We start from the raw sequence: 20984 nt of genomic DNA, 5'->3' as shown, positions 1-20984 counted from the left end.
TGCGCCTAGCGCACGTTGAGATCGACGTGCACGCGGATGGCGTCGTGCCGCCAGTATTCCTGATCGTATTCGACCACGCGCCCCGCCGTATCGAAGCTGGTGCGCACGACCAGCAGGCCCGGCGTGCCCGACTTGGCACCCAGCGCATCGGCCGCTTCCCTGACCAGCGCGCAGGGGCGCATGTCGACGCGGTTGCGCGCGACGGTGATGCCGTAATGCGTCGTCAGGATATGCGTCAGCGAGCCGTCGAGCGAATGGGACAGGAGATCGGGCGCGAGCGCGGGATCGACGATGATCCGCTCGACCAGCACCGGGCGGCCATCGATCATGCGCCGCCGCCGGATGGTGTGCAGCGGCGTGCCCGGCGCGACCCGGAAGATATCCGCGACGACCGAGGGCGCCGGCGCGCTTTCCTTCGACAGCGTTTCCGTGCTGGGCGTGCGTCCCTGCTCGGTCACATAAGTCATGAAGCCGGCCCAGCGCGTCGGGTCATAGGTGACGGCGGGCGGCGAGACATACCAGCCGCTGCGGTCGCGGCGGTAGATCAGCCCCTCGGCCTCCAGCTGGAACAAGGCCTCGCGGATGGTGCCGCGCGCGGTGCCGGTGCCGGTCTGCAATTGCCGTTCGGACGGCAGCTTGGCGCCCGGCGGCAAGTTGCCCATCTCGATATTGAGCGCCATCTGGTCCCGCAGGGCGAGATACTGCGGCCCGTCGGCGGTGGTTCCGGGCGTGCGCATCCACGACAGGGGTTCGGTCTTGGGACGCATCGCTAAACCAGCAAGAGGGATGGGATGGCCGGGCGCCGGCATCTTGGCAGCGCCCGCGCCGCACGGTCAATGCGGAAAAAAGGGAGACGAGGCGCGCCGGATCGCGCGCCCTTGCGCCCCGCTGGCGTCGGGTCAGCGCAGCAGCAGCCCTTCCAGCAAGGGGCGGTAGCTTTCCAGCGCGGGAACCTGCCAGCCCGGACGCTTTCCCTGATCGTCGTAACGGCGCAGGCGAAGCGCGTCCGGCGCGGCGGGATCGGCGAGGAAATCCCGCATTTCCTGCGGGTTGTGCGGCCCGCCCTGAAGCCTGAGGCTCAGTTCCGACGCGCGGCTGAGCGCATCGCGATAGCCCGGCTCGGCCGAGCAGAGATAGCGCTTGGCTTCGACGTGCAATCGCACCGGCTCGGTCACCGCTGGCGGGAAATGCGGCGCGAGATAAGCGGCGCCGGAAATTTCGTGCCGCGCGTCGATGCCCCTCTGCTCGGCGGCATTGCCCGCGTCGTCGAGGAATTGGCCGATATCGTGCAGCAAGGCAGCGGCGATCAGCGCATCGGGGGCCGCGTCCAGCCGGGCGAGATGCGCCGCCTGCACGATATGTTCCATCTGGGTGATCTCCTCGCCGTAGTGAACATGGCCGAACTCATGGAAAATAGAGAAAATTCTATCGATAGCAGTCATGTTCATCAGCTTGTCGCGCCTCGCGTGGATAGCCCCCGGGATGGAGAGGGCGGGTCGGGCCCGCCCGTTTTGCGCCTGCAGCGATGTCATCAATCTGTAGGCGATTTTGGACTATACCAGTTTTATGACTGGCGCGCGAAACCAAACGTCGCGCTCACGGGGTGAGCGGGGAAGACGCTGACATGAATGGGAACCGGCGCGATTTCCTGCGGCTGGCAAGTGCGGGACCGGCCATCGCGATGTCCGGCATCATCGATCGCGCGCTCGCGATTCCGGCGGCCGGCAAGACCGGATCGATCCGGGATGTCGAGCATATCGTCGTCCACATGCAGGAAAATCGGTCGTTCGATCATTATTTCGGCATGTTGAACGGCGTGCGCGGCTTCGGCGATCCGCGCCCGCTGCGCTTGCCGGGCGGGCGCAGCGTGTGGTCGCAACCTTCGGGGCAGCATCCCGACGGCTATGTCATGCCGTTCCACGGCGATTCCAGGACGACGCGCTCGTTCCTGGTCGATGGCGCCGATCAATCGCATGTCGAGAACATGCACATCTTCCATCGCGGCCGCTATGACCGCTGGGGCCATACCGCAGAGCTGCACAACCGGATGCTCCACTACGGCCCCGGTGACTTGCCGTTCTACTACGCGCTCGCCAACGCCTTCACCGTCTGCGATGCCTATCACTGCTCGACGATGACCCAGACCTACCCCAACCGGCTGCACCTGTTCACCGGCTGCAACGGCGGCGGCACGGTCGGCGGCGACCCGCAGATGCACAATTACGGCGAGGACGAGACGCCGAGCGCCGACATGGCGACGGACAGGCCGCTCGATCCCGCGGCCTATGGCTGGACCACTTATGCCGAGCGGCTGCAGGCGGCCGGCATCGACTGGAAGGTTTATCAGGAATACGACAATTTCGGCGACAACCTGCTCTCGGTCTTCGCGCCGTTCCGGCCCTGCGCGAAGGACAGCGAGCTCTATCGCCGGGGCCGGTCGTGGGTCAGCGAACAGGCCGGGGGCCAGGACCGGACGCGATCGGACGGCGAGCAGCTTGTCGCCGCGTTCCGCCGCGATATCGAGAGCGGGAACCTGCCGCAGATCAGCTGGATCGTGACCGCCGCCGAATTGTCCGAGCATCCCAAGGCTGAGCCTTCCAGGGGCGAGCATGTGACCGCCCGGCTGGTCGAGGCGCTGATCGACAATCCCGATGTCTTCGCCAGGACCGTCTTCATCCTCAACTATGACGAGGCGGGCGGCTTCTACGATCATGTGCCGCCACCCGTGCCGCCGGTCGGCACGTATCGCGGCAAGAGCACGGTGCCGCTCGACGGTGAAGCCAAGGACTATCGCGGCTCGGGCCAGGCGGGGGACGAACGGCACCCGATCGGCCTGGGCATCCGCACCCCCACGGTGATCGTCTCGCCGTGGAGCCGGGGCGGCCATGTCTGCTCGGAACTGTTCGACCATACCTCGGTCCTGCGGTTCATGGAGAAGCGCTTCGGCGTGCGCGAGCCGAACATCAGCGCGTGGCGCCGTGCGGTCTGCGGTGATCTCACATCGGCGTTCGATTTTTCCGGCGGGCGATCGCCGCCCGCGCGGTCGCTGCCCGACACCGACGATTTTCGCGAGCGTGTCGCGCGCTCGGCGGCCGGCACCGCCAACGCGATCCCGGCGCGGCAAGCGCCGACCGCGCAGATGCCCGGCCAGCGCGCGCACCGGCCGCTGCCCTATCGCATCGCGGCCGACAGCCACCGGGACGCCGATGGGCGCCTGGTCCTGGCCATGGCCAACCAGGGCGCGACGGGCGCGGTGCTGACCGTCCATGACAATCGCGACTTTATGGAGCCGCGCCACTACACGATCGGTGCCGGCGGGCGCATCGACGATATCTGGGAAGCGGAGGGCGATAGCTTCGACCTGACGCTGCATGGCCCCAACGGCTTCTGGCGGCGCTTCGCGGGCAGCTTGGCCAAGGAGCCCCACCATCGGGTCAGCCTGGTCGATCGCCCGGAGCTGGACGCGGCCGAACTGCGGCTCGAAAATCGCGGCGCGGCACCGCTCACCTTCCATATCGCGCTTGGCGATGCCTATCCCGCGCCGGCCGGGCGCAACCGCGAAGTGATCGTTGCGCCCGGCGAGACCGTGGCCGACTTGTGGCGGCTGGCGAAGAGCGACAACTGGTATGACCTGTCGGTCACGCCGGGATCGGACGAGGGGGCGTTGTGGCACTATGCCGGCAAGGTGGAGAACGGCCGGCCCGGCCGCACCGACCCGGCGATAGGGGTCATGCGCGTCTAAAAGTCCGTTTGGGAATGCGCGGAAGAGCGCATGTCATTGCGGCACCAGCCCACCTCCCCACATTGCCGCAGGGCCATCCTTCACGCTCTGCGTCCCGTCATGTCCGGACCAAATCAGGCAAGGTGCGGAGCGGAAGAGAGACGAGGTTGACTAGGAAACAAACTTGTTATAGTTTCCTAGTCAACGAATCGGAGTTTATATGCCTGCCGTCTCCGACCTCACCAGTCATACCGGCTATCTGCTCCGCATGGTTTCGAACGCCGTGTCGCAAGAGTTCGCGCGTAAAGTGAGGGACAAGGGCGTGACCGTGGCGGAATGGGCGATGCTGCGCTGCCTCTATGGCACCGGCGCCATCGCCCCTTCGGCTCTGGCCCGAAAGATGGGCATGACCAAAGGAGCGATCAGCAAGCTGGCCGACCGGCTGCTGGAGAAGGGCCTGATCGAACGCACCGGCAATCCCGAGGACAAACGCGGTCACAGCCTGTCGCTTTCGGTGGCGGGCGCGAACAAGGTGCCGATCCTTGCCGGGCTTGCCGACGAGAACGACGCAGCTTTTTTCGCCTTCCTGAGCGGTGACGAGCACGAACGCCTGCGAGGCTTGCTGCACACTCTGATCCACAAGAACGGGCTGTCGATCGTGCCGGTCGACTGACCTCTGTCCCCCCATATCACTGTTAAAGGAAACTGCGCATGGATGCGGAACGGATTGCCATTGCCAAGGCCTGCCTCGATGCCGCCCATGACGGAAGCCTGAGCTTCCCCGAAATTATCGGTCAACTCGTCGGCGCGGGCTTCGAAGGCTATACGGTCGATTATCGGCGCAATAGCCAGACTTTTTATCTGCCGGACGGCGGCAATGTCGAACTCGCTATGCCGCGTTCTGCCAGCACGGTCGCTGCAGTGTTCGACATCGCCCGAGTGGAATCGCATGTCCGCTGGGCGCAGGCCAACGAGGCCGACTACAGCTATGCGGCCTTCTGCGAGAAGGTGAAGGTAGCGGGCTGCGCTGGCTATCTCGTTTCCTTCCTGGGCCGCCGCGTGGTTTATTTTGGCCGCACCGCCGAAACCCATGTCGAGTTATTCCCGCGATGAACCTAACATGGGATGAGCAAACGTCGCGCCAGACAGCTATGATGAGGCGCGATACTGCCGTCGTAACCAGTGACGGTACCTGAGCGTACCCTGACGGCAAGCTTGCCAGAACCTATTCCAGCGTGGGCGAAGCCAGCCGCAGCGGCCCCGGTCCGCCGGCTGCGGGGTCCGAATAGGATGCCTTGCCATTCTCGACATGGCCGGCGATGCGCCAGGTCTGGCCTTCCGCCGCGAACTGGCGATCATACCAGCCATGGCTGTCCTTGAGGTCGATCGCGATGCTGCGCGTTTCCCGGCTCGCCAGCCGGATCACTTCGGGCGCGGCGCCATAGGCCCGGTCGGTCATGGCGATGGACTGCGGTGTCGCGGTGAGGTTTTCGACGCGCAGCGCGGCGCGCGTGCCCGCGCGGCCCTTGATGTTGGCCGAAAAGATATCGCCCCTGCCGGTCAGGCGCCGATGGAAGCCGTTGGGGCCGAGCACGAAGATGTCCATGTCCTTTCCGGCCACCGGCAGCGGATGCGCCAGTTGCTTGCCCGCGCCCACGGTATAGCGGGCGGGTGCGGCGTCCAGCCGGGTCACGTCATAGACATGGAACACCGCCGCGCGCCCGGCCGAATGGTTGGCGAACAGCAAGGCGCGGCCGGCGCCTTCGCCGCGCAGCCGGGCGTCGAGATCATAGGGCGTCGCCCGCCGGCGCCGCAGGCCGGTTTCCTGCACCGGGGCGCGGGCCTGATCGGGCAGCGGCGGCCTGATTTCCTCCAGCCGGGCCGCGCGCTCCGACAGGGCGGCGGTGGCGGGCAGCGCCGCCATGAAATCGACCGTATCGGCCGCGCTGAAATCGAAGCACGAGGTCAGGTCGCCGCACACCGCGCGCCGCCAGGCGCTGATGTTCGGCTCATGCACGCCGAAGCGCGCTTCGAGGAAGCGCAGGATGCTGGTGTGGTCGAAGACCTCGGACGCGACATGCCCGCCCTTGCTCCACGGCGAGACGACGTAAAGCGGCACGCGGGGACCAAGGCCATAGGGCCGGTCCAGATAGGCAGCGTCTTCGGCCGCCTGCGAATGGATGTGATACTCGTCATCGGCCGGGATGCTGGTGGCGCCCAGCGCGCGCCCCGATATGCGGGCGGGAGGGGCGGGCGGCGGCACATGGTCGAACAGGCCGTCGTTCTCGTCGAAATTGATCAGCAGCACCGTGCGCGCCCAGACTTCGGGATTGGCGGTCAGCGCATCGAGCACGCGCGCCGCGTAGTCCGCCCCCTGGAGCGGTGTGGAAACGCTCGGATGCTCCGACGCCGCCGTGGGCGCGACGATCCACGATACCTCCGGCAGCCGCCTTGCCATCACGTCCTGCCGCAAGTCGTCAAGCGAGCGGGTGGTGATCGTGCGCCGCGCGAGCAGGGCCTCGGCCGCCGCCGAGGCGCTATGCGCCTTGCGATAGCGCTGGAAGCCGACCACCGGGTTGTCGCTGAAATTGTCGGCCATGTCCTGATAGATCTGGAAGCCGATGCCGGCGGCCATCAGCCGTTCGGGATAAGTCGTCCAGCGATAGCCGCCGTGGCCGCGCGGGTCGGCATCCAGCGTGTCATAGCCGTTATCGATCGCAGGGCCGTTGCCCCGGGCCAGCGGATCGTGCGTTCCGGTCCAGATGTAGAGCCGGTTGGGATTGGTGCACAGGTGCAAGGCGCAGTGATAGGCGTCGCAAAGGGTGAAGGCTTCGGCAAGGGCATACTGGAACGGCAGATCCTCGCGCGTGAAATGCGCCATCGCGTGGTTGTGCTTGGAATGCGGCCAGGCGCCCATCCGGCCGTTGTCCCACGCCGCCTGGCTGTCGACGAAGCCGTGCGGCGTGCCGAGCGGGCGATAGAGGCGGAAATCCACCGAGGTATCGAGCCGGAAGGGCGCGATCAGCGCGGGCGCGGCGCCGGGATGCTCATTGGGCTGCAGCAGGACCGTGCGATCCGGCGCGGCGGGCAGCGGCGGCGCGGGAATCGCGAAGCGATCGCCATAGCCCCTGACGCCGCGCATCGTGCCGAAATAGTGATCGAACGAGCGGTTCTCCTGCGTGAGGATGACGACATGGGCGACATCGTGCAAGGTGCCCGTCCGGCGATCGGCGGGGATCTCCAGCGCGCGGGCGATGGCCGGGGTGAGCGCCGCCGCGGCGCCCGCCGTCGCCATCATGGTGCGGATGAAACTGCGGCGATCCTGCATTGTCACCATGGCCGTCTTCCTGATCGCAAATGATGCGCCCGGCCGGGGGATGCGCCGCGCGCGCAGCGCCGCCAGTCATCCCTCTGTCGTGCCACTGTGGTATAGACCATGGATATGGCGTTCCGGTGACGGGCGGGAGGCGGAAAGGAAAGATGGCGGCGGCCTGCTTGGCCGATTGCGCCTTGCCGGCCGGCGTGGATGGCGCGATTTCGCGTCGTGATTTGGCGGCAGTGGATGGAGTGGACGCTCTTTGCGGCCGCCAGCGCGAAAATCCGGCCGGGATTCTGTTTCGGCTCCGATTGTCACGGAGATGTCGCCACAGGCTGCTTAAAGCAATTGGTCCATACCAATTGTGCGGGGGCACCCAATGACCAACCGATATCCCGCTCAGGCCATGCGCCCGAGCTTCAAGAGCTTTCTGCTGGCCACCGTTGCGGCGGTGATCGCCGGCACCACGCCGCGCGCCGCTTTCGCGCAGGAGGCGTCCGGCAATCCGGCCGAAGAGATCATCGTCATCGGCAGCTATGCGAAGTCGCTGGGCGATGCGCGCAACATCAAGAAAGACTCGGTCATCCAGAAGGACGTGATCGTCGCCGAGGACATGGCGAAGTTCCCGGAACTGAACCTGGCCGAATCGCTGCAGCGCCTGCCCGGCGTGCAGATCACCCGAGAAGGTGGTGAAGGCCGGCGCATATCGCTGCGGGGCCTCGGTTCGGATTTCGCCCGCGTGCAGCTCAACGGCATGGAAGTGCTGGGCAACGTCGATTCGGCGCAGGACAGCCGGGGCCAGCGCACGCGCGACCGCGCCTTCGATTTCAATATCTTCGCGTCGGAACTGTTCTCGCGCGTGGAAGTGGAGAAGACCTTCCAGGCGGCCCAGAACGAGGGCGGCATGGCCGGCACGGTCGGCCTGTTCACCGGCAAGCCGTTCGATTACGGGCTGGGCGGCAAGGGCGCGATATCGGCCAAGCTGGGCACCAACCAGTACACCAAGGACGCGCAGCCGCGCATCGCCGCGATGTACAGCCAGAACTGGGACAACAGGTTCGGGGTGGCGCTGTCGGTCGCCTATGGCCGGCGCGAGACCACCGAGCAGGGCCACAACACCTATAACTATGTCAACCCGAGTGCGTCGACCTTGCAGGGCCTGGTCGCCAACGGCCTCGACATCTCGCACCTGACTTCGGCGCAGCAGGCCAAATTCCTGAGCGGCGATCTCTATTTCGCCGATGGCAACCGCATCTCCTCGTGGAACGCGAAGATGGAGCGGCTTGGCCTGACCGGCGCGGTGCAGTGGCAGCCGGCGGACAATCTGCTGCTGACACTCGATGCGCTGTACGGCCAGTTCACCACCCATCGCGACGAACTGCACCTGGCTACCCGGCCGCTCGCGTCCACCGGCTCGGTCGCGTTCGATACGGCCGCCGGCAGCGTGTGGCCCGCCATCTTCCGCACCTCCTCGGTCATCAACGACCTGGAATGGGATGACAGCAACTATGCCACGATGACCGATGTCACCGGCACCACCTTCGGCAGCGAGCATCGCCGCTCGCTGAACAAGAACCGCTTCTACCAGGGCGTGCTGACCGGCAAGTGGGACGCGTCCGACCGCCTCACCATCGACGCGCACGTCGGCTTCGAGAAATCGACCTACAAGACGCCTTATGATGACAAGTTCTACATGCGCGCCAAGGGCAACCTGATCGCCAACTACGGCCCCGACGGGCAGTCGGCTTCGTTCGAATATCCGGGCTGGGACCCCACCGATCCGGCCAATTACGCGATGGATTCGTTCTACTATCGCAGCTTCAACAACGAATCGGAGCTGCGCGAGGGCACGCTGAACCTGCATTACGAGATGACCGACGCGCTGACGCTGCGGGCCGGCGGCGCCTATCACCGCTTCAAGCAGGACGGCATCGACCTGTTCTATGACGACAACGTCAACGGAACCAGGAGCAAGACCCGGGGCACGGCCGTGGGCGACATCACCTCGGTGTTCTCGAACAGCTTCGGCTCGTGGCTGATCGGCGACTACGCGGCGGGCTTCGCGAAGTACCACGAGTATCACCGGCTCGAACCCAACATCGACGGGACAGGCGGCGCCTTGCAGGACATCGAGAACGTCTACACCACCACGGAAGAGACGGTTTCGGGCTACTTGCAGCTCGATTGGGACAGTGAGCTGTTCGGATCGCGCTTCCGTGGCAACCTTGGCCTGCGCGGTTATCATACCGATACCCACAGCACCGGCTGGATCCAGGGCGACAGCTATGCTTATCTCGGCACGACCGACGTGAGCGGCAGCTATTCGGGCGTGCTGCCGGCGATGAACGCAGTGCTGGAAATGACGCCGGAACTGCTGCTGCGCTTTGCCGCCACGCAGAACCTGAACCGTCCGGGGATCGGTTCGATCGCGGCCAAGGGCAGCGCCTTCCAGGATTCGGATTCGGGCGAGATCACCGCGTCGCGCGGCAATCCCAACCTCAAGCCTTACAAGGACACCACGCTCGACCTGTCGGTGGAATACTATTTCGGCAAGGTCGGCCTGCTTTCGGCAAGCGTGTTCCACAAGTGGATCAAGAACTTCATCGGCTCGCAGACGCTCGAGAACATTCCGTTCAGCGAGACCGGCGTGCCGTACACCACCATTCCGGGCGCGACGGCCGATACCATCGTCAAGGAATTCGACATGCCGGTGAACGTGCCCGGCACCAAGAGCGTGACCGGCGTGGAACTGGCGGCGCAGGCCCAGTTCTCGTTCCTGCCCAAACCCTTCGATGACCTGGGCGTGGTGGCGAACTTCACTTATGTGGATGCCGACAAGGCGATCACCGGCATATCGAAGACCAGCTACAATGCCACGCTCTATTACGAAAACGAGCTTTGGGGCCTGCGCGGCTCGCTCAGCCACCGCACCCGCTGGTACACCGGGCGCAGCGACGACGTGATGAGCGCGAGCACGCGTGGCTTCGAGGGGAGCACCTACCTTGACGCCGCCGCCTTCGTGAACCTTACCGAGCAGCTTCAGCTTACGCTGAACGCGATCAACCTGACCAACCAGAAGGACACGCAGTTCTGGGGCCAGAACCGCTATCTTTACAACCAGACCCAGAGCGGCACGACTTACATGGCCGGGGTCGGCTACAAGTTCTGAGATGCCCGCATAGCGCCAGGTGGCGCCCCTCTCCCGTGGGAGCGGGGCGCATTTTTCCCGTGTCGTGACCCATGATCGTTTCGCATCATCATCGTTTCATCTTCGCGGCGGTACCCAAGACCGGCACCCATTCGGTGCGGCAGGCCCTGCGCGAGCAGATGGGCGATGACGATGTGGAGCAAGTGGGGCTGTTCGTGAACCGGCGTTTCCCGTGGGGCGATCTGGCGGCGATCCAGCATGGCCACCTGTCGCTGCGGCAAGTGCGCCCCTACCTTGGCGAGGATGCGTTCGGCGGCTATTTCAAGTTCGCCTTCGTGCGCAACCCGTTCGACCGTTTCGTCTCGTACTGCGCGTTCATGCTGCGTGGCGGCGATCTGTTCCAGCAGCGGCCGCGCGAGGTGATGCACCACCTTCTCTTCCGCGAGCCGCCGGAGCATCATATCCTGTTTCGGCCGCAAGCCTCGCTGCTGCTCGGCGAGGACGGCAGGACGCTGCTGACCGACGCGATCGGCCGGGTCGAGGACATGCAGGGATCATACGATGCGATCTGTGCGCGTATCGGCATTCCCTCCCGCCCGCTTGGCCGCGTCAATGGCAGCCGGCACGGCGACTATCGCCGATACTACGACCGGGCCCTGATCGACGGCGTTGCGGCGCGCTACGCGCAGGATCTGGATCTGTTCGGCTATACTTTCGAGGGCATGGGATGATGCCGGCCCGCTCCGGGGCCGCTCCTTGCCCCGCGCCCAATCCGCGCAAGACCGCGAGCGTCCGCAAGCTCGGCCCGGTCGACATCGCCGCCTTGCGGGCGGCCGTGCTGGCGATCCCCGAGTCGGTCTGGGATGCGGAGAACGCGGCCAAGCCCAACAGGTTCGAAGTGCTGGACGCGACGCGCCACATCGTTTTCCGCTTCATCGACAGCCCGCGCGACTGGCGCGGCTCGCACGATCGCGCCGCCTGGCCGCGGTGGCGCGCTCTGCTTGAGCCGGTGCTGGCGCGGGCCGTCCGCCCCTATGGCTATGCGCGTGCGGTCTTCCCGCGCGTGATGCTGGCGCGGATGCCGGCAGGCGGCGTGATCCATCCGCACATCGATGCCAATCCCGCGGCGAAGTGGCCGCACAAGATTCATCTGCCGATCCTGACCAATGCCGGCGTGGTCTCGTGCTTCGGCGGCGAACGGCACCATTTTCCGCCGGGCGAGGCGGTGGAGGTCAACAATCTGGGCCCGCACTGGGTTCGCAACGGCGGCGATACCGACCGTGTCCACCTGATCTTCGAATATTTCGACGCCGACCAGCCGGACCCTGACTGGCTGGAGCCGTTCCTGCTCGCCGGCACAGCGCGGTGAAGCCGTTGGCCCGTCCAGACGCCCGCCCGGAGGCTCGCGACGCGCTTTTGGAGGCGGCCCGCGACCTGCGCGCGCGCCGCCGCATCCCGGAAGCGCTGGCCACGCTCGCGCGGCTGCAGGCGATGCATCCGCGTTTCAGCCGCCTCTATCACGAGCGCGGCCACTGCCACGTTTTGCTGGGCCAGGCACCGGCGGCCATCGAGGCGCTGCGCGAGGCGGTGCGCCTCAACCCCACGCTGCCGGCGAGCTGGGACATGCTGGAACAGCTCCACCGTATGCTGGGCCAGACCGCCGAGGCGGCGGCGGCGGCGGCGCATCTGGCCCTGCTGCGCCAGTTGCCGCCCGAAGTGGTGGTGGCCAACAGCCTGTTCGCCGACGGCGATCTGCCGCCGGCCGAGGCGGTGATCCGCGACTATTTGCGGAACGACCCGGACAATGTCGGCGCGCTGCGCCTGCTGGCGCGCCTGTGCACGGAGCGCGAGGCGCTCGCGGAGGCCGAAGCCCTGCTCGAAGCCGTGCTCGAACGCGCGCCGGACTACCACGCGGCGCGGCTCGACTATGCCGTGGTGCTGCTGCAGCGGCAGAAGCACTGGCAGGCGCGCCAGGAGGCCGAGCGCTTGCTCCGCCATGACCCGGACAACCGTGAATACCTCAAGCAATATGGCGCGGCCTGCGTCGGGCTGGGCGATCATGAACCCGTGATCGATCTCTATGCCCGGCTGCTGGCCGGGCAGCCTTCGTCGGGCCAAGCTTCATCGGGGCAGGCCATGCCGCGGACGGAAGTGGCCGAGCTGCGCCTGTGGCGGGCGAATGCGCTGAAGATCATTGGCCGGCGGCAGGAAGCGATCGCCGACTACCGGGCCGCGCTGGCGGCGCGCCGGGACTATGGCGTGGCCTGGTTCAGCCTGGCCAATCTCAAGACCTATCGCTTCGCCGATGATGACATCGCCCTGATGCGCGAGGCCGAAGCCCGGCCCGGCACGCAGGAGATGGACCGCGTCTATCTGTGCTTCGCGCTGGGCAAGGCGCTGGAGGACCGGGGCGAGCACGCCTCGTCATGGCGTTACTACGAACGCGGCAACGCGCTGCGGCGCGCCGCCAGCCGCTACCGCCCGGAAATCGCGCAAGCTTGCGCCCTGCGATCGCAGCGGGCCTTCACCGCCGAATTCTTCGGCGCGCGCGCCGGCTGGGGTGTGGACGATCCCGCGCCGATCTTCATCGTCGGGCTGCCGCGTTCGGGCTCGACCCTGGTCGAGCAGATCCTGGCCTCCCATTCCCGGGTCGAGGGCACGCAGGAACTGACCGAAATCGGGCGATACGCCGGGGAGCTGTGCGGCAGCGATCCCGATTGCGGCCTGCCGCTTCACCCCGAGGCGCTGCTGCGGCTGACCGCCAGCGAGGCCCGCGCGCTGGGCGAGCGCTTCCTGGCCGAAACCCGCGCCTATCGCCGGCTGGGCCGCCCGTTGTTCATCGACAAGATGCCGAACAATTTCTGGCACATCGGCCTGATCCACCTGATCCTGCCGCGAGCGACCATCATCGACGTGCGGCGCGAGCCCATGGCCTGCTGCTTTGGCAACCTCAAGCAGCTGTTCGGCACGACCAACCAGGAATTCGCCTACGGCATCGACGACATCGCCCGGCATTACCGGCTCTACCTCGATCTCATGCGTCACTGGGACGATGTGCTGCCCGGGCGTGTGCTGCGGGTGCATTACGAGGATGTGGTCGAGGATCTGGACGGCAGCGTGCGGCGGCTGCTGGCGCATGGCGACTTGCCTTTCGAGCCGGCCTGCCTCGCGTTCCACCAGACCCGGCGGAGCGTGCGCACGCCCAGTTCCGAGCAGGTGCGCCAGCCGATCGGCCGGGAGGGCCTGACACAGTGGTGCCACTATGCGCCCTGGCTGGCGCCGCTGCGCCACGCGCTGGGTGATGCCTTGACCGGGTACCGGGCCTGATGCGGCTGTCGCGCCCCTTCTTCCAGCTTCCCGTGCTGTTCGAGGCGGCGCGCTTGCAGGCCGAGGTCGCGGCGCTGCCGGCCGAGGCCTGGGTGCCGCACCCGGACGGCGTGCCCGGCAACAGCGCGGCGCGGCTGATCAGCGCCGGCGGCGGCGAGACGGATGGCGTCCACGGGCAGATGCTGCCGACGCGCTGGCTCGCGGCCATGCCTTACTTGCGCCAGGTACTCTCGGGCTTTGGCGTGGTATGGGGCCGCTCACGGCTGATGCGCCTCGCGCCTGGCGCGGGCGTGCCCGAACATGCCGATATCAATTACCACTGGCACACCCGGGTGCGCGTGCACGTTCCGGTCTTCACCTGGCCGCAGGTGCGGTTCCACTGCGATGGGCAATCGGTGCACATGGCCGCGGGCGAAGCCTGGATCTTCGACAACTGGCGCCGGCACCATGTGGAGAACCACGCCGGCGCGGAGCGTATCCACCTCGTCGCGGACACCACCGGCACGGCGGCGTTCTGGCAATTCGCCTGCGGCCCGCCGCCGCCGCGCGGGCAATGGCCGACAATGGCCTGGAACCCGGAGAATGACCCGCGACTGCTGACCGAGGCCAACCGGCGCTCGCCCGTGATGCCCGCCGCCGAAATGCAGTGGCTGATCGACGATCTGCGCGCGGAACTGGCGTTGTCCGCCGACACCGCCGAGGCGAGGGCGCGCGCCGCGCGGTTCGCCATGCTGCTGGAAAGCTTCGTGTTCGACTGGCGCCAGCTTTGCGTGCTGCATGGGGTCGAACGGGCACTGCCGGATTTCCTGCGGCTGGCCGCCGCCGTGCGTGAGGCCGCCCGGCCGCTCGCCGCAGGGCTCATCATGCGCACCAACGCTGCCGGCGCGCTGCTGGTGCTCGAAAAGCGCGTGCTGCAACACCTGATCGTGGAGGACGCCGCGCCGATCAGCGGTTGCTCGCCCACCTAATCGCTAATCGCGCCCGATGCGAAACCAGATCGCGTAAAGCGCCGGCAGGAACAGCAAGGTCAGCACCGTCCCGATCGCGGTCCCTCCGATCAGCACGAAGGCCATCGGCCCCCAGAAGCTCGATGTGGTGAGCGGAATGAACGCGAGCACGGCCGCGAGCGCGGTCAGCAGCACGGGCCGCGCGCGTTGCACGGTCGCCTCGACGATCGCGTCAAGGGGGGAGAGGCCCGCCTGCTGGTTGTCGTCGATCTGGCCGATCAAGATCAGCGTATTGCGCATCAGGATGCCGCCGAGGCCGATCATCCCCAGGATCGCGTTGAAGCCGAACGGCTGCTGGAACAGCAGCAGCGTGGGAACCGCGCCGACCAGGCCCAGCGGCGCGGTCAGGAAAACCATCGCCATGGCTCCAAAGGAGCGGACCTCGATCATGATGACCGCAAGCATCGCCAGGATCATCATCGGGAACACCGCGCCCAGGGCCGTGTTCGCCTTGGCCGCTTCTTCCACCGCGCCGCCGGTGTCGATGCTGTAGCCTTGCGGCAGCGCGGCGCGGATCGGCGCCAGTGCCTTTTCCACTTGCGCGCTGACTTCCGCGGGTTGGAGCCTTTCGTCGATGTCGCCCCGCACGGTGATGGTGGGGACGCGGTCGCGACGCTTCAGGATGGGTGCTTCGGGCCGGTATTCGATGCGGCCGATCTGGTCGAGCGGCACGCTGCGCCCGTCTGCCGTGGTCAGCGACAGGTCGGCAAGGCGCGCGGGATCAAGACGTTGCGCACCCGTGGCGCGCGCTTCGATCACGGCTGTGCGGATATCCTCGCGCACTTGCGTCACCGGCACGCCGCTCAGCAGCAGCTGGAGTTGCTGCGCCGCCGCCTGCGGATCGAGCCCGATCGCCCGCAGGCGCGCCTGATCGAGCACGAAATGCGCGGTCGGCACCAGATCGCCCCAGTCGGTGTTGACCTGACGCATGTTCGGGTTGGCGCGCATCGCGTTCGTCACTTGCCCGGCGATGGCGCGCAGCCGATCGGGATCGGAGCCGCCGACGCGAAACGTCACCGGATAGGGCACGGGCGGGCCGAACAGGAGCTGGGTCACCCGCACTCGCGCCTCGGGTGCCAGGCCGGCGGCGATGCGCGCGCGCAGCCGCGCCTTGAGCGTGTCGCGCGCCTTCGCGTCCGGGGTCAGGATGATGATCTTGGCGAAGGCCGGATCGGGCAGCTCGGGGCTGAGCGAGAGGAAGAAGCGCGGCGCGCCCTGGCCGACGTAACTGGTCACCACTTTCGCTTCGGGCTGCGCTTGCAGCCAGCGTTCCACCTTGCGGGTCGCCGCATCGGTTGCGGTGATGCTGCTGCCTTCCGGCATGTGGATTTCGGCGATCAGCTCGGGCCGCTCGGAAACCGGGAAGAACTGCTGCTTCACCAGCCCCATGCCCAGCATCGCCAGCAGGAAGGCCGCCACGACGGCGCCCCCCGCAAGCCACTTGCGGGCGATGGCCCGGCGGACGATCGCGCGGAAGCGCTCGTAGCGTGGCGTTGCATAGATCGCCGCATGGCCGCCCGGCACCGGCTCGATGGCGGGGAGCAGCCGTACCCCGAGATAGGGCGTGAACGTCACCGCCACGATCCACGACACGATCAGCGCGAACCCCACGACCCAGAAGATGTTGCCGGCGTATTCCCCGGCGCTCGATCTGGCGAAGCCCACCGGCATCAGCCCGATGATCGTGACCAGCGTGCCCGCGAGCATGGGCGCGGCGGTGGAGCTCCAGGCGAAGGCGGCCGCCCTGGTGCGCTCCCAGCCTTCCTCCATCTTCACCACCATCATTTCTATGGCGATGATGGCATCGTCGACGAGCAGGCCGAGCGCGAGGATCAGTGCCCCCAGCGTGATCCTGTCAAAAACCCGGCCGGTCGCCTCCATCACCACGAACACCGCCGCGAGAGTGAGCGGCACGGCGGCGGCGACGACGATGCCCACGCGCCAGCCCAGGCTGATCAGGCTCACCACCATCACCACGGCGAGCGCGACGAAGAACTTGAGCATGAACTCGCCGACCGCCTCGTCTATGTTCACGGCCTGGTCGGAAACCTTGCCGAGCTGCAGGCCAAGCGGCAGGTCGCGCGTGATCGCCCGCTCTTCCTCCTCCAGCGCCTTGCCCAGCGAAAGGCCGTTCCAGCCCTCGCGCATCACGATGCCCAGGAGGATCGCGGGCTCGCCGCCATTGCGGATCAGGAAAGTGGGCGGATCCTCATAGCCGCGCGAGACCGTGGCGATGTCGGACAGGCGAAGCGTGCGGCCCTCCGCCACGATCGGCGTCGCGCGGATCTGGTCGAGATCGGCATAGCCGCCATCGAGCCGGACGAACACGCGCGGTCCGCTCGTCTCCACCGAACCGGCCGGTGCGACGATGTTCTGGCGCGCGAGCGAGGCCAGCACATCGCCGATCGGGATGCCCAGCGTGGCGAGCTTCGGAAAGGAAAAATCCACGAAGATGCGTTCCGGCCGCTCGCCGATCAGGTCCACTTTCGTGACGCCGGGCACATGCAGCAGCCGCTGGCGCAGCCGCTCGGCATGGCGGGCCAGCTCGCGCGGCGGCATCCCCCTGGCCTTGACCGCGTAAAGCGCGAAGTCGGTGTCCGAATATTCATCGTTGATGAATGGGCCGAGCGCGCCTTGCGGCAGGCGCGCGGCTTCATCGCCCAGCTTCTTGCGCGCCTGGTAGAATTGATCTGGCACGGCCTTCGCGGGGGTTGAATCCTTCAGCGTCAGGGTGAGGAAGGCAAGGCCGGGCCGGGTGAAGGTTTCCACCCGGTCGTAATATTCCAGCTCCTGAAGGCGCTTCTCCAGCGGTTCGGCGACCAGGTCCTGCATGTCCTGGGCCGTCGCGCCGGGCCATGCGGCGGTCACGGTCAGCACTTTCACCGTGAAGGTCGGGTCTTCGGCGCGGCCAAGGTTGAGGAACGAAAACGCGCCGGCGACGACCACCACGATCAGCACGAACAGCGTCACCGCGCGCTCGCGCACGGCGAGCGCGGAAAGGTTGAAGCCGCTCATCGCGTGCCTTCGGCGGCATGGACGCGGATGGTCTGCCCGGCATGAAGCTGGTCCGCGCCAAGTCCGACCACCCGCTCATTCGCGCGGAGGCCAGCAGCCACCACGGCGGTTTCGGCATCGAGCCGGGCGACACGCACGCGCCGCCACCGGACCTGGTCGCGCCCCGGCGGCAGCACCCAGACCCCGGGGCCCGAGCCCGGGTTCCACAGCGCGCCCAGCGGGACGACGATGCCCTCGTCGCGCGGCGCCGGAAGCGCGACGCTGACGGTCCGGCCCAGCGGCGCCTGCGCGGCCGCGCCGCTCAGAACATAGCGCGCGTCGAACGTGCGGGTGCGCGGATCGGCGGCGGCGGAGAGCTGGCGCAGCCGGGCCGGCGAAGCGGCGGCCCCGCTCTCGATCGTGGCGATCGCCATCGAACCGATCGCCGGCCGGACGGTTTCGGGCAAGCTGACCGAAGCCTCGCGCGGGCCTGCCTGGGCAACGCGCATGACCGGCTGTCCGGCCGACACCACTTGCCCGGGCTCGGCCAGCGTCTCCACCACCACGCCATCGGCATCCGCGCGCAGCACGGCATAGTCGCGCGCATTGCCGGCCGCGCGCGCGGCGGCCTCCGCGGCGGCCAGCTGCGCCCGCGCGCTGTCGGCCGCGGCCTTGGCCTGGTCATAGGCCTGGGCCGTGATGGCGCCCTCCTTGTCGAGCCCGCGCAGCCGCCGCTCCTCGGCGGCGGCCTGAACTGCCTGGGCTCGCGCCGCCGTGACGGTTTCCCGTTGGACGGCAAGCGCCAGGCCAAGATCGGTGGGATCGATGCGCATGAGGGCCTGGCCACGCCGGACGCGATCGCCCGCGTTCACCAGCCGTTCGACCACCTTGCCGCCCACCCGGAAGCCCACGTCGCTCTGCACGCGGGCCGTGACCACGCCGGTGAAGCTGCGCGAAGCTTCGCCCGCTGGCCGCGCGATGGCGATCTGCACCAGGGGCGCTTCGGTGCGCGGATCGCGCTCTGCGGTCCCGCCACAGCCGGCAAGCAGCACGACGGCGGTCACGGCCAGCGACCGCGACCAAGGATGCACACCAGGCATGGAACTACCCCGGAGAAGTGACGATTTCAGCTATCTGTCACTAAGTGACGATTCTGTCAATTCGTCACTTCGGGCGCGCGAATCACGGCGCCAGGCTGCGCAGCACCAGCCGTGCCACCGCCCCGGCACTCTCATCGAGGTTATCAAGCCGGACCTGGAGAAGCACGGGATGCGAGAAGGGGGCCATGGTCTGGAGGATGGCGCCGCACACTTCGTCGATCGGCGTCTTGCGCTCGAACTCGCCGGCCTCGCGCCCGTCGAGCACGATGCGGCGGACGATCTGCTGCAACGTATCGATATACGTGCCGATCGAACTCCAGTTCTGCTCCACGGCGACCAGCGTGATCTCGTGAAGCTGGCGCTCGTTGAAGTACATGGCGCGCCCCTGTTCCACCAAGGCACTGTAAATCAACCGAAGTCTGACTTCCGCGGAGCCAGGCCCCTCCGCGATCGACCACAGCTTGTCGGCGATCCCGTGAAGCGTCATCGCGCAGATCGCCTCGCCGATCGCGCGCTTCGAATCGAAGAACTTGTAGATATAGGCGGTCGATACGCCGATCGCGCGCGCAAGGTCGGCCACCGAGGTGCGCCGATAGCCCACCGCATGGATGTGCTGCTCGGCCGCGCGAATGATCTGATCGCGGCGTTCGTGCTCGGCGGGCCCGCGCTGGCCGGCCCCCTGCGAAAGCCGGCGCTTGTCCGTAACACCGTTCATGGCCGCATTCTTACACCAATTTCCCGATTGACGTCATGTGACGATTGTGTGATTTCGTCACAAGTTCCGCAGTCGCTCCGGGGAAGCCGTCATGCCATGCGTTTTGGCGCGCACCGTTCGTTTCTCCGCCACGCTTGCGCTCGCCCTTGCGCTGAGCGGCTGCATGGTCGGCCCGGATTACCAGCCGCCCGATCCGCAAATGGCCGCCGGCTTCCGCGCGGGCAGCGGCCTGGCGCCCGCATCGGGGCCACAAATCGATCTCACGTCCTGGTGGCGCGGGTTCGGCGATCCTATGCTGGACAAGGTGGTGGACCAGGCGCTGGCCGAAAACCTCGATCTCGCGCAGGCCGTCGCCCGTGTTCGCCAGGCGCGCGCGGCGGTGGCCATCGCGCGGGCCGCGCTGCTGCCCAGTGGCGCGTTGAACGGGTCCGCCGCGACGGCGCACCAGTCCGTCGAAACCCCGATCGGCCAGATCCAGAACGCGCTGGGCGTGGACCGGGACGGCAATCTCTATGATCTGGGTGCCGGGGCGAGCTGGGACGCCGATATCTTCGGCGGGCTTCGCCGCGGCCAGCAGGCCGCGCTGGCGGACTATCAGGCTGCCGATGCAGGGGCCGCGGCGGCCCGTGTCGCGGTCGTGGCCGAAGCCGCCGACACCTATATCCAGCTGCGCACGCTGCAGGCGCGGCTGGCGATCGTGCGCGAACAGGCCGGGACGCAGCGGCAACTGCTCGATCTTGCCCGATTGCAGTATGCGCGCGGCCTGCTGGCCGAGGCCGACTTGCGGGAAGCGCAAAGCACCTGCGCGCGCATCGAAGCGCAAGTGCCGCCGCTCGAATCGGCGCTCGAAACGGCGACCAACACGCTCGAAGTGCTGATGGGCGCCGTTCCCGGAAGCTGGCACGGGGCGCTTGCCGCACCTTCCGCCATTCCCGCCCCGCCGGCAATCGCCAGCGCCGAGGGGCCGGCCAGCCTGCTGCGCCGGCGGCCGGACATCATCATCGCCGAGCGCAGGCTTGCCGCCGCCAACGCGCGGATCGGCACGGCAATCGCCGAATACTATCCGCATTTCTCGCTATCGGCGTTGCTCGGCTTTTCTAGCACTTCGGCCGCAAGCCTGCTCGGCTCCGGCGGCGCGCAAGCGCAGGCGATCGCCGGCGTGCGCTGGCGGCTGTTCGATTTCGGTCGCGTCGATGCCGAAGTCGCCGCCGCACGCGGGCACTATGGCGAGGCGCTGGCGGCGTATCGCCTGGCGGTGCTGCAGGCGACCGCCGATGTCGAGAATGCCTTCACCTCGCTCGCCAAGAGCCAGGCACAGGCGCAATTGCTGCGGGCGAGCGAGGATTCGTTCGGGCGGCGGTGGCAGATCGTGCGGACGGCCGAGGCGCGCGGCGTCGTGAGCCGGGTCGAGGTGCTGCAATCCACCGGCCGCCTGCTGCAAGCCCGCGACGCGCGCGTGACTGCCCAGTCGGACGCGGCCCGGGCGGCGGTGTTATCCTTTCGCGCCCTGGGCGGTGGCTGGCAGAGCTAGGGCCAGGACCTATCCTGTTCCCGGCGATGGACGGGAGCAATCCCGGCCAGGCCGGATCAGGGCCGGGCTTGCAGACGCACGCTTTGGCCAACTTCGCGGCGGGCGCGTCGCACCGAAGGGAAAGC

General features: G+C 67.4%; 15 protein-coding genes. 9 read left to right on the top strand and 6 right to left on the bottom strand.

The annotated features are described in order from the left end of the window. Nucleotides 1-5 precede the first annotated feature (5 nt). The gene (locus PYV00_RS04675; RefSeq protein WP_275227103.1) at nt 6-767 is read right to left on the bottom strand and encodes a UTRA domain-containing protein; all 762 of its coding nucleotides are present in this window, start codon (nt 765-767) and stop codon (nt 6-8) included. 132 nt (nt 768-899) lie between these two features. After that, nucleotides 900-1448 carry a phosphonate degradation HD-domain oxygenase gene (locus PYV00_RS04670; RefSeq protein WP_275227102.1) on the bottom strand — a complete coding sequence of 183 codons (549 nt, stop codon included), beginning with the start codon at nt 1446-1448 and terminating at the stop codon, nt 900-902. 176 nt (nt 1449-1624) lie between these two features. Between PYV00_RS04670 and PYV00_RS04665 the strand changes: the two genes are divergently transcribed. The 3 genes from PYV00_RS04665 to PYV00_RS04655 all read left to right on the top strand — a co-directional run bounded on the left by PYV00_RS04665 (nt 1625) and on the right by PYV00_RS04655 (nt 4834). Then, nucleotides 1625-3742 (top strand): phosphocholine-specific phospholipase C, encoded by a 2118-nt coding sequence (locus PYV00_RS04665; protein ID WP_275227101.1) that lies wholly within the window; start codon nt 1625-1627, stop codon nt 3740-3742. A gap of 199 nt (nt 3743-3941) precedes the next feature. Then, complete coding sequence (locus PYV00_RS04660; protein WP_275227100.1) at nt 3942-4394, top strand: MarR family winged helix-turn-helix transcriptional regulator; 453 nt, start codon at nt 3942-3944, stop codon at nt 4392-4394. A 38-nt stretch (nt 4395-4432) separates the two neighbouring features. Beyond that, on the top strand, nt 4433-4834 hold the full coding sequence (locus tag PYV00_RS04655; RefSeq protein WP_275227099.1) for a DUF1398 domain-containing protein: 402 nt from the start codon (nt 4433-4435) through the stop codon (nt 4832-4834). Nucleotides 4835-4946: 112 nt separating this feature from the next. Here the strand turns inward: PYV00_RS04655 and PYV00_RS04650 are convergent, their stop codons facing one another. Then, nucleotides 4947-7058, bottom strand: a complete 2112-nt coding sequence (locus tag PYV00_RS04650) for a phosphocholine-specific phospholipase C (RefSeq protein ID WP_275227098.1) — start codon at nt 7056-7058, stop codon at nt 4947-4949. A gap of 358 nt (nt 7059-7416) precedes the next feature. On the opposite strand from PYV00_RS04650, the gene PYV00_RS04645 reads away from it, so the two are divergent. From PYV00_RS04645 to PYV00_RS04625, 5 genes are all read left to right on the top strand, one after another. Then, nucleotides 7417-10206: a TonB-dependent receptor gene (locus tag PYV00_RS04645; RefSeq protein WP_275227096.1), complete on the top strand. Its 2790-nt coding sequence runs from the start codon at nt 7417-7419 to the stop codon at nt 10204-10206. Between the two features lie 71 nt (nt 10207-10277). After that, nucleotides 10278-10916 (top strand): sulfotransferase family 2 domain-containing protein, encoded by a 639-nt coding sequence (locus PYV00_RS04640; RefSeq protein WP_275227095.1) that lies wholly within the window; start codon nt 10278-10280, stop codon nt 10914-10916. Next, nucleotides 10916-11554, top strand: coding sequence for an aspartyl/asparaginyl beta-hydroxylase domain-containing protein (locus PYV00_RS04635; protein ID WP_275227094.1), 639 nt, complete (start codon nt 10916-10918; stop codon nt 11552-11554). Before PYV00_RS04640 ends, PYV00_RS04635 begins: the two co-directional genes overlap by 1 nt. A 5-nt stretch (nt 11555-11559) precedes the next feature. After that, nucleotides 11560-13512: a tetratricopeptide repeat-containing sulfotransferase family protein gene (locus PYV00_RS04630; RefSeq protein ID WP_275227093.1), complete on the top strand. Its 1953-nt coding sequence runs from the start codon at nt 11560-11562 to the stop codon at nt 13510-13512. Continuing rightward, on the top strand, nt 13512-14480 hold the full coding sequence (locus PYV00_RS04625; protein ID WP_275227092.1) for an aspartyl/asparaginyl beta-hydroxylase domain-containing protein: 969 nt from the start codon (nt 13512-13514) through the stop codon (nt 14478-14480). Before PYV00_RS04630 ends, PYV00_RS04625 begins: the two co-directional genes overlap by 1 nt. 3 nt (nt 14481-14483) lie before the next feature. Here the strand turns inward: PYV00_RS04625 and PYV00_RS04620 are convergent, their stop codons facing one another. From PYV00_RS04620 to PYV00_RS04610, 3 genes are all read right to left on the bottom strand, one after another. Beyond that, nucleotides 14484-17534 carry an efflux RND transporter permease subunit gene (locus PYV00_RS04620; protein WP_275227091.1) on the bottom strand — a complete coding sequence of 1017 codons (3051 nt, stop codon included), beginning with the start codon at nt 17532-17534 and terminating at the stop codon, nt 14484-14486. Next, nucleotides 17531-18577, bottom strand: a complete 1047-nt coding sequence (locus tag PYV00_RS04615; protein ID WP_275227090.1) for an efflux RND transporter periplasmic adaptor subunit — start codon at nt 18575-18577, stop codon at nt 17531-17533. The genes PYV00_RS04620 and PYV00_RS04615 overlap by 4 nt, the downstream gene beginning before the upstream one ends. A 118-nt stretch (nt 18578-18695) precedes the next feature. Further along, complete coding sequence (locus PYV00_RS04610) at nt 18696-19328, bottom strand: TetR/AcrR family transcriptional regulator (protein ID WP_275227089.1); 633 nt, start codon at nt 19326-19328, stop codon at nt 18696-18698. A 91-nt stretch (nt 19329-19419) separates the two neighbouring features. Here PYV00_RS04610 and PYV00_RS04605 point away from each other — a divergent pair, with 91 nt between their 5' ends. Further along, a complete protein-coding gene (locus PYV00_RS04605; protein WP_275227088.1) occupies nt 19420-20859 on the top strand; it encodes an efflux transporter outer membrane subunit in 1440 nt (479 codons plus the stop codon). The last annotated feature ends 125 nt before the right edge of the window (nt 20860-20984 follow it).

The sequence above is a fragment of the Novosphingobium album (ex Liu et al. 2023) genome, from assembly GCF_029076845.1.
GTDB lineage: Bacteria > Pseudomonadota > Alphaproteobacteria > Sphingomonadales > Sphingomonadaceae > Novosphingobium.
Note: the sequence above shows the minus strand (reverse complement) of the source record. Positions and strands in the feature narration are given on the sequence as shown.

Bases quoted from the DNA above. Each gene is read 5' to 3' on its own strand.
- PYV00_RS04675 (WP_275227103.1), bottom strand. From the start codon at position 767: ATGCGTCCCAAGACCGAACCCCTGTCGTGGATGCGCACGCCCGGAACC.
- PYV00_RS04670 (WP_275227102.1), bottom strand. From the start codon at position 1,448: ATGAACATGACTGCTATCGATAGAATTTTCTCTATTTTCCATGAGTTC.
- PYV00_RS04665 (WP_275227101.1), top strand. From the start codon at position 1,625: ATGAATGGGAACCGGCGCGATTTCCTGCGGCTGGCAAGTGCGGGACCG.
- PYV00_RS04660 (WP_275227100.1), top strand. From the start codon at position 3,942: ATGCCTGCCGTCTCCGACCTCACCAGTCATACCGGCTATCTGCTCCGC.
- PYV00_RS04655 (WP_275227099.1), top strand. From the start codon at position 4,433: ATGGATGCGGAACGGATTGCCATTGCCAAGGCCTGCCTCGATGCCGCC.
- PYV00_RS04650 (WP_275227098.1), bottom strand. From the start codon at position 7,058: ATGGTGACAATGCAGGATCGCCGCAGTTTCATCCGCACCATGATGGCG.
- PYV00_RS04645 (WP_275227096.1), top strand. From the start codon at position 7,417: ATGACCAACCGATATCCCGCTCAGGCCATGCGCCCGAGCTTCAAGAGC.
- PYV00_RS04640 (WP_275227095.1), top strand. From the start codon at position 10,278: ATGATCGTTTCGCATCATCATCGTTTCATCTTCGCGGCGGTACCCAAG.
- PYV00_RS04635 (WP_275227094.1), top strand. From the start codon at position 10,916: ATGCCGGCCCGCTCCGGGGCCGCTCCTTGCCCCGCGCCCAATCCGCGC.
- PYV00_RS04625 (WP_275227092.1), top strand. From the start codon at position 13,512: ATGCGGCTGTCGCGCCCCTTCTTCCAGCTTCCCGTGCTGTTCGAGGCG.
- PYV00_RS04620 (WP_275227091.1), bottom strand. From the start codon at position 17,534: ATGAGCGGCTTCAACCTTTCCGCGCTCGCCGTGCGCGAGCGCGCGGTG.
- PYV00_RS04610 (WP_275227089.1), bottom strand. From the start codon at position 19,328: ATGAACGGTGTTACGGACAAGCGCCGGCTTTCGCAGGGGGCCGGCCAG.
- PYV00_RS04605 (WP_275227088.1), top strand. From the start codon at position 19,420: ATGCCATGCGTTTTGGCGCGCACCGTTCGTTTCTCCGCCACGCTTGCG.